The sequence below is a fragment of the Jeotgalibaca sp. A127 genome (assembly GCF_052266745.1).
Taxonomy (GTDB): domain Bacteria; phylum Bacillota; class Bacilli; order Lactobacillales; family Aerococcaceae; genus Jeotgalibaca.
Map to the genome: position 1 here is coordinate 54670 of NZ_JBQPRC010000011.1, position 7235 is coordinate 61904.

Consider the following 7235-nt stretch of genomic DNA (forward strand, 5'->3'; position numbering starts at 1 on the left):
TCCTGATTTTTCTTGCTATATTAGTATGGATACAGAGCCGTTTTTTATTCTTATTCAAGTATTACAGTTATTCATTTAGAGGACAACGAACCAACGTCTCTCTTTGCAGGGGCAAAGGGGGATGTTTTTTTAATGAAAAAAAAGGGAGCATAACAATGGATTTAAAAAAATTAGTCGCAACCGAACTACATGGTCATGTTGCTGAACACTTAAGTGAACAAGAAGTATTGGATTTGTTGGAAAAACCTAAACACTCAGAACATGGGGATATTGCTTTCCCAGCTTTTTCTTTGGCAAAGGTTTTCCGCAAAGCACCGCAAATGATCGCAACAGAATTAGCAGAAAAAATAAATAATCCGGCTATCGCAAAAGTGGAACCAGTTGGTCCTTACTTAAACTTCTTCTTAAATAAAGATTTAATCAGTGCCGAAATATTGAAAGAAATTACCAATGAAAAAAGTGCTTTTGGTAATTCAGACTTCGGAAAAGGACAAAATGTTCCAATCGATATGTCTTCACCGAACATAGCGAAACCAATGTCAATGGGACACTTGCGTTCTACGGTAATCGGTAATGCATTGGCAAACATTGTTGAAAAAGTTGGCTTTAAGCCCATTAAAATCAATCACTTAGGTGACTGGGGAACACAATTCGGTAAATTGATTGTCGCTTATAAAAAATGGGGCGATAAAGAAAAAGTTGAGCAAGATCCCATTGCAGAGCTCTTGAAACTTTACGTTCATTTCCATGAAGTTGCTGAAGAACAACCTGAGTTGGAAGATGAAGCACGTGCATGGTTCAAAAAATTAGAAGATGGCGATGAAGAAGCAACTGAGTTGTGGACACGTTTCCGCTCTGAATCTTTGAAAGAATTCATGAGCGTTTATGACATGCTTGAAATTGAATTTGATTCCTTCAATGGTGAAGCATTCTATAACGATAAAATGGATGAAGTTGTTGAATTGTTGGAAGAAAAAGATATTTTGACTCAAGATCGTGGCGCCACGATTGTCGATTTGGAAAAGTACAACTTGAATCCAGCCTTGATTAAAAAATCAGATGGAGCTACTTTGTATATTACCCGTGATTTGGCAGCGGCAATTTATCGTAAACGTACATATGATTTTGCACTCTCTTTATATGCGGTAGGGAATGAACAGTCTAACCACTTTAAACAATTGAAAGCCGTGTTGAAGGAAATGGGCTATGATTGGGCTGAAAATATGCACCATATCCCATTTGGTTTGATTACCCAAGGTGGTAAAAAACTATCCACACGTAAAGGGAAAGTAATCTTGTTGGAAGAAGTTTTAAACGAGGCAACTTCCTTGGCTTTGGAACAAATCAACTTAAAGAACCCAACTTTGGAAAATAAAGAAGAAGTTGCTAAACAAGTTGGTATCGGTGCTGTTGTTTTCCACGATTTGAAAAATGATCGTCTGAATAACTTTGACTTTATTCTTGAAGAAGTTGTGCAATTCGAGGGTGAAACCGGTCCTTATGTTCAATACACAAATGCCCGTGCATTAAGTATCCTGCGTAAAGCTGATGTCGAACTAGATTTAAATGCTTCACTTAATTTATCTGATGACTATGCATGGGATGTATTGAAATTAATCAATAGCTTCCCTGATATTGTCATGACTGCTTTTGAAAAATTCGAACCATCCGTAATTGCGAAATATTCATTGCATTTGTCACAGGCGTTTAATCGCTATTATGCAAACACCAAAGTATTAGTAGAAGATGATGCCCGTAATGCCCGTCTTGTACTGGTTAAAGCAACAAGTGTTGTTTTGCAAGAGAGCTTACGTTTACTAGGCGTAAAAGCGCCTGATAGAATGTAAATAAGAGGAGATAGACTGCTTATGAAGTAGTCTATTTCTTTTAGTAGAAAGGAGGGGAAGACCAATGAAACGAAATAGAAAAAAGAAAAAGCGGAAATTACGTTTTGTCCGATATACGATTATGAGTTTAGTGGTGATTAGTACCTACTCGTTTTATCAAAAAACAGAGCCAGTCGGTTTTATAAATTCGGGTCATTTAATTGAAAAAGAAGATGTTAAAGAACCATCATTACCAGAAACCGTGATTCCAGAAATAAACCGCAATCGGGTAGATTTATCAAAAACAAATAGTCCCAACGTAATTTTGCTTGATTTTCAAACCGGTGAGACAGTAGCCGAAAAAGCAAGTAGTGAAATAGTCTTCCCTGCTTCCTTAACTAAAATTATGACGGTGGCTGTAGCACTGGATTATTTGACGGATTTTGATCAAGAAATCATCATGCAGGAAGAATATTTCGAAGGTTTATTTGAAGCCCGTGCTTCAATCAGTGGATTCGAGGCAGGAGAAAAAACGACCGTTCGAGAATTATTATACGGTGCTATTTTACCATCAGGAGCAGATGCTTGCTTGGCTTTGGCCTATCTCATTGCAGGGTCCGAGGCGGATTATGTCGCTTTGATGAATCAAAAAGCCATTGAATTAGGAATGACTCGCACACACTATGCGAATGCCACGGGATTGCATGATCCGGAAAATATTTCCAGTGTCGCAGATATCGCCAAACTTGTTCTAACTGCTCTGCAAAATTCCACCTTTTATGAAGTGTTTACTACCTTGCAACATGAGGTGCCTGCCACCAATTATAATAATGAAGGCTTTATCATGAACAGTACCATCTTTAATCCTTTGCTGAAGCTACCTGAACTAAAAGGGTTAATGATTGGTGGGAAGACCGGCTTTACGGAACAAGCGGGTCTCTGCCTGGCTTCCCTAGCACAAATTGATGGTAAGAAATATGTCTTGGTGACGGCAGGGGCGGACGCGATACCTGATTTCCCAGTTTACCAAGACCGTCATATTGAGGAGCCGTTGCATATTCAGGACGCTGCCAATATATATCGCCAGCTGGCGGAAGGGGTAGACCATGTATTTGACAATTGAACAAACCGCGGATTATTTGGATTTACCCGTAGGTGAAATTATTCGCCTTATGCGCGAAAAACAAATCCGCTATTTAAAAGTCGATGACGAAATATTCATTTATCGCGAACAATTTAATCTTTTCCTGAAGGAATTAGAAAAACAGAAGCGGGCGCGTGATGAATATCTGGAAACGCCAATCCCGGAAGATCCTGATATAAAAGATGAAGACTAAGAAGTGAGTAGACAAAAGGCCAGGACGCGGTCCTGGCCTTTCGATTTATCAAAATGGTGTTCCGAAAATTTGCACGAGATAAAGCATCTCACCATCATAATGGACACCGACGCCTATTTCAGTAAACCCAGGCTCAATCATGTTCTGATAATGGCCTTCGCTTTCCACCCATCCCTCAAATAAGAAAGAAGCCATTTCGGTATCCGTACCATGATAAGTTCCCATTGCCAGATTTTCACCAGCCATTTGGTATTCGTAAACATCCTGCAAAACGGTATGGAAAGGTTCTTCATTGGGGCGAGTGTGGGAAAAACTTTGTTCTGTTTCTAAAGCACGAGTGTCAGCGGCTTGAATCAGCAACTCATTTTGCGTGAGCTGGCCAACACCTTGTTCATGTCTTAAATCATTAGTAAGGTTAAAAATAGTGTTCCGGATCAGTTCGATATCGATTTCTGTCGTCGTTTCGATGGGGGTACGCATGAAGGAAGATTGCGGGAGGTTTTCTTCTTGCTGAATTTCCTTGGTAATTAGAAATTCGTTCAATTTGGGGACGAGGGTGTCTTGTATAAAACCTGTCTCAAACGCAAACCACGCAACTAAAAAAAGCACTACCAAAGTTACTATTCGTTTAAAGCTGCGCCACATATCATCATCCCCTTTTTAACTATTATAGCAAAGGGCTTTTTCAGACCCTAATAAAATCAATTGATAGAGCTGGTTATTAAAATATGCTATGCTTTGATTGGGAAAAACTTTAGAGAAAGAAGGAGAATGAAATGCCACGAATCAGCGATTGGCTTGTGATAGAACGTCCTCCAATGGCGAGTTTAGTTGTCAGGTCTAACGTTCCGTTAAAAGAATTGAAAGGTGAAATGGCAGAGGCACGTGAAAAAGTCATTGCATATTTTAATCTTATAGATGCCCGCCCAGCAGGCGATTTTTTTGTGACCTATCATTCATTTTCTAAAAAAGACGTAGATATGGAGGCGGGATATCCAACTTTTGAAAGGATGGCTGGCGAAGAAGAAATTACAACTTCCGAAAAAGCAGCGGGTTTATACCTCACCTGTATTCATCAAGGACCTCACAATAAAATTCCACATGTATATCGTGAGATGGATGAGTGGTTAAAAGAGAATCATTTTGAAACGACAGGGGAGTCAGAAGAAATATATTTGAATGAAGAGGTTCAAGACGAGTTGCTATTGACACAAATCTTGATTCCTATCTTGGAGGATGTAAATGGAGAAAGAGAATAAAATGGGCACCATGCCCATTGGTCGTTTATTAATTAAAATGTCAGTACCGGTCATGATTTCGATGCTGGTACAAGCTTTATACAATATTGTTGATAGTATGTTTGTAGCCCAAATCAGTGAAGAAGCCTTGACGGGAGTAACCTTGGCATTCCCGATCCAAAACCTGATGATTGCAATTTCAGGTGGTGCAGGGGTTGGGATCAATGCCTTGGTTTCTCGTCGTTTAGGACAAAAGAATCCAGAAGGTGCAGGAATCACTGCCGGTAACGGTTTGTTTTTAAATATCATACATTCATTAATCTTTTTGATTGCCGGACTGTTCCTGGTGCCGGCATTCTTTAATGCCCAAACAAGTAATCCCGAAATTATCGCGCACGGAACCGATTATTTGCGCATTGTATCAATATTTAGTTTTGGTAGCTTCATGCAAATAACCTTTGAACGTTTTCTACAATCAACGGGATTGACTTTCTACTCGATGATTTCGCAAGCTTCCGGCGCTATTATTAATATCGTTTTAGACCCTATTCTGATTTTTGGTTGGTTTGGCCTCCCTGCTATGGGCACAGCTGGGGCAGCATGGGCAACCATTATCGGCCAATTTTCCAGTGCTTTAATTGGTTTATATTTCCATCTAAAATATAACCATGAAATTAAATTGTCATTGCAGAGTTTCAAACCAAAAATGGCAATCATCAAGGAGATTTACTCTGTTGGCGTGCCGACTATGATCATGATGTCCGTTGGTTCCTTATTGAATATTGCCATGAATAATATTTTGATTGGTTTCAGTTCAACGGCTACAGCCGTTTATGGCGTTTATTTTCGACTACAAAGTTTCGTCTTCATGCCTGTTTTTGGGATGAACAATGGGATGGTGCCGATTATCGGTTATAACCTAGGTGCACGTAAGCCTGATCGGATAAAAGAAGCGGTCAGTTTGGCCATTCGTTATGCATCAATCATAATGATTACGGGATTTATTGTTTTTCAGGTATTTCCTGAATTTTTACTGGGACTGTTTAATGCTTCCCCGCAAATGATTGCGATTGGGAAACCAGCTTTACGTATTATCAGTATTCACTTCATTTTAGCCGGTGCCAGTATTGTACTCGGATCTGTTTTCCAAGCTTTCGGTTTAGGGAAATATAGTTTGGTTATTTCGATGATTCGTCAACTTGTATTACTATTACCAATCGCCTATTTAATGTCTTTAACAGGGAACATCAACAATATTTGGTGGGCATTCCTTATTTCAGAAATAGCCGCACTGTTATTGGGCATTCGTTACATGAAATTTGTTAACAAGCACTATATAGAACCACTTTATGGGGATGAAAAATTCTGAACAAGGGGATGTAAAAGTTAATATGACTGATGCTAATAAAAACTTTCGAGGAATTGTTCTATCTGCAGGAATTGCTGCTGTTGCTTATGTGGTCAGTGCAATTCTTCCTTCCGGAATTCTGGGTGGAACCCTAATTGCGCTGCTGTTGGGAATGTTGTTAAATCCATTCGTTGCCCGCACAGATGGTTATGACAATGGTATAAATTGGTCCGCTAAAAAAGTTTTGCGTGCAGGTATTATTCTGGCTGGGATTACGCTAAGTTTTTCCCAAGTTATTGAAGCAGGGAAATATGCGCTGGTTTTGATGATGTTCACTTTAGTTACTGCTTTTGGAGTGGGCTATATTTGTAAAAAAGTATTCAAGATCAATTGGAAGTTGGCCAGTCTCCTTTCAATAAGTACGGCAATCTGTGGGGGAACAGCGGTAGCAACATTGGGCCCAACCATTCACGCTAAAAACCGTGACATCGCTTATGCAATATCGGCTACTTTTATTTTTGATATGCTAACAGTCATTGCATTTCCTTGGATTGGCCAAATGCTGGGACTGAGTGATACAGCGTATGGACTTTGGATTGGAACGGCTGTAAATGATACCTCATCGGTCGTTGCGGCTGGATATGCTTTTTCCGAAGCAGCAGGTGTATTGGCGACTGTCGTAAAACTGACGAGAACTTTATTTATCGTCCCGATTGTTCTCATTTTTTCATGGATTTATGCCAAGAAAGAAACGCCATCGCAAGCAGCAGAAAAAGTGAGTGTCCGGAAGATTTTCCCTTGGTTTATACTGGGATTCTTGGCAGTTGTGGGCATTAGAAGTACAGGAATGTTAACAGATTCCACTATTGCTATCATTTCTTTCCTGTCAAAATTCTTTTTATCCATGGCCTTGGCTGCTATCGGATTGAAAACAAGTTTCAAAGAAATTGCCGGGGTGGGAATCAAGCCCATGGTCGCGGGTGTCATCATTGATGTTTCAGTAGTTATTGTCTCATTATTTGCCCAAGCAGGCATTTTGCACTATGTGAATTAAGGAGCTGGGAAATAACTCCCAGCCCTCTCTATTTAACCGAATATTTGCTTCGTAAACGTGCTCAAAAAGGCAGCCCCGGCGTCACTTCACGAATAATGCTCAGACGGTCTGCGACCATCTTCCGCTTATTCGCTCCAGTAATCCGGGGCTAAACGCCTTTTTTCCCACTCTTTATTTTTTGATTGTGGGCAGGAAACACGGTCTTTCAAGGCCGTGATGAATGCCCACTTTCTTTTTTATTTTCAATAGATATCGTTACACATGGTAAAAAAATAAGTGGTATAATTGGCATATGAATAAAGAAAACAAACTCACACATGGTCGGACTTCTGTTTACAACCTGAACTATCATATCGTTTGGGGAACGAAGTACCGAAACAAAATCCTCCAAGGGGAGGTCGAGGAAACCCTGAAGCGTATCCTCCATGAAAT

General features: G+C 39.9%; 8 protein-coding genes. 7 read left to right on the forward strand and 1 reads right to left on the reverse strand.

Translation table 11 applies throughout. The features are described 5' to 3' along the window. Positions 1–155: 155 nt before the first annotated feature. The 3 genes from argS to ACTVAI_RS10095 all read left to right on the forward strand — a co-directional run bounded on the left by argS (position 156) and on the right by ACTVAI_RS10095 (position 3163). Positions 156–1847, forward strand: coding sequence for an arginine--tRNA ligase (gene argS, locus ACTVAI_RS10085; RefSeq protein ID WP_443486566.1), 1692 nt, complete (start codon positions 156–158; stop codon positions 1845–1847). Positions 1848–1911: 64 nt separating this feature from the next. Continuing rightward, positions 1912–2949: a D-alanyl-D-alanine carboxypeptidase family protein gene (locus ACTVAI_RS10090; RefSeq protein WP_443486567.1), complete on the forward strand. Its 1038-nt coding sequence runs from the start codon at positions 1912–1914 to the stop codon at positions 2947–2949. Further along, on the forward strand, positions 2933–3163 hold the full coding sequence (locus tag ACTVAI_RS10095; protein ID WP_443486568.1) for a helix-turn-helix domain-containing protein: 231 nt from the start codon (positions 2933–2935) through the stop codon (positions 3161–3163). The genes ACTVAI_RS10090 and ACTVAI_RS10095 overlap by 17 nt, the downstream gene beginning before the upstream one ends. 48 nt (positions 3164–3211) lie before the next feature. Here the strand turns inward: ACTVAI_RS10095 and ACTVAI_RS10100 are convergent, their stop codons facing one another. Further along, entirely contained in the window at positions 3212–3808 is a 597-nt protein-coding gene (locus ACTVAI_RS10100; protein WP_443486569.1) for a CAP domain-containing protein, read from the reverse strand. A 131-nt stretch (positions 3809–3939) separates the two neighbouring features. Between ACTVAI_RS10100 and ACTVAI_RS10105 the strand changes: the two genes are divergently transcribed. From ACTVAI_RS10105 to ACTVAI_RS10120, 4 genes are all read left to right on the forward strand, one after another. Next, positions 3940–4422, forward strand: coding sequence for a GyrI-like domain-containing protein (locus tag ACTVAI_RS10105; RefSeq protein ID WP_443486570.1), 483 nt, complete (start codon positions 3940–3942; stop codon positions 4420–4422). After that, on the forward strand, positions 4406–5770 hold the full coding sequence (locus tag ACTVAI_RS10110; protein WP_443486571.1) for an MATE family efflux transporter: 1365 nt from the start codon (positions 4406–4408) through the stop codon (positions 5768–5770). Before ACTVAI_RS10105 ends, ACTVAI_RS10110 begins: the two co-directional genes overlap by 17 nt. A 22-nt stretch (positions 5771–5792) precedes the next feature. Continuing rightward, positions 5793–6803 (forward strand): YeiH family protein, encoded by a 1011-nt coding sequence (locus ACTVAI_RS10115; protein ID WP_443486572.1) that lies wholly within the window; start codon positions 5793–5795, stop codon positions 6801–6803. A gap of 292 nt (positions 6804–7095) precedes the next feature. Further along, on the forward strand, positions 7096–7235 hold a 140-nt coding region (locus ACTVAI_RS10120; protein WP_443486574.1), incomplete at its 3' end, for a transposase.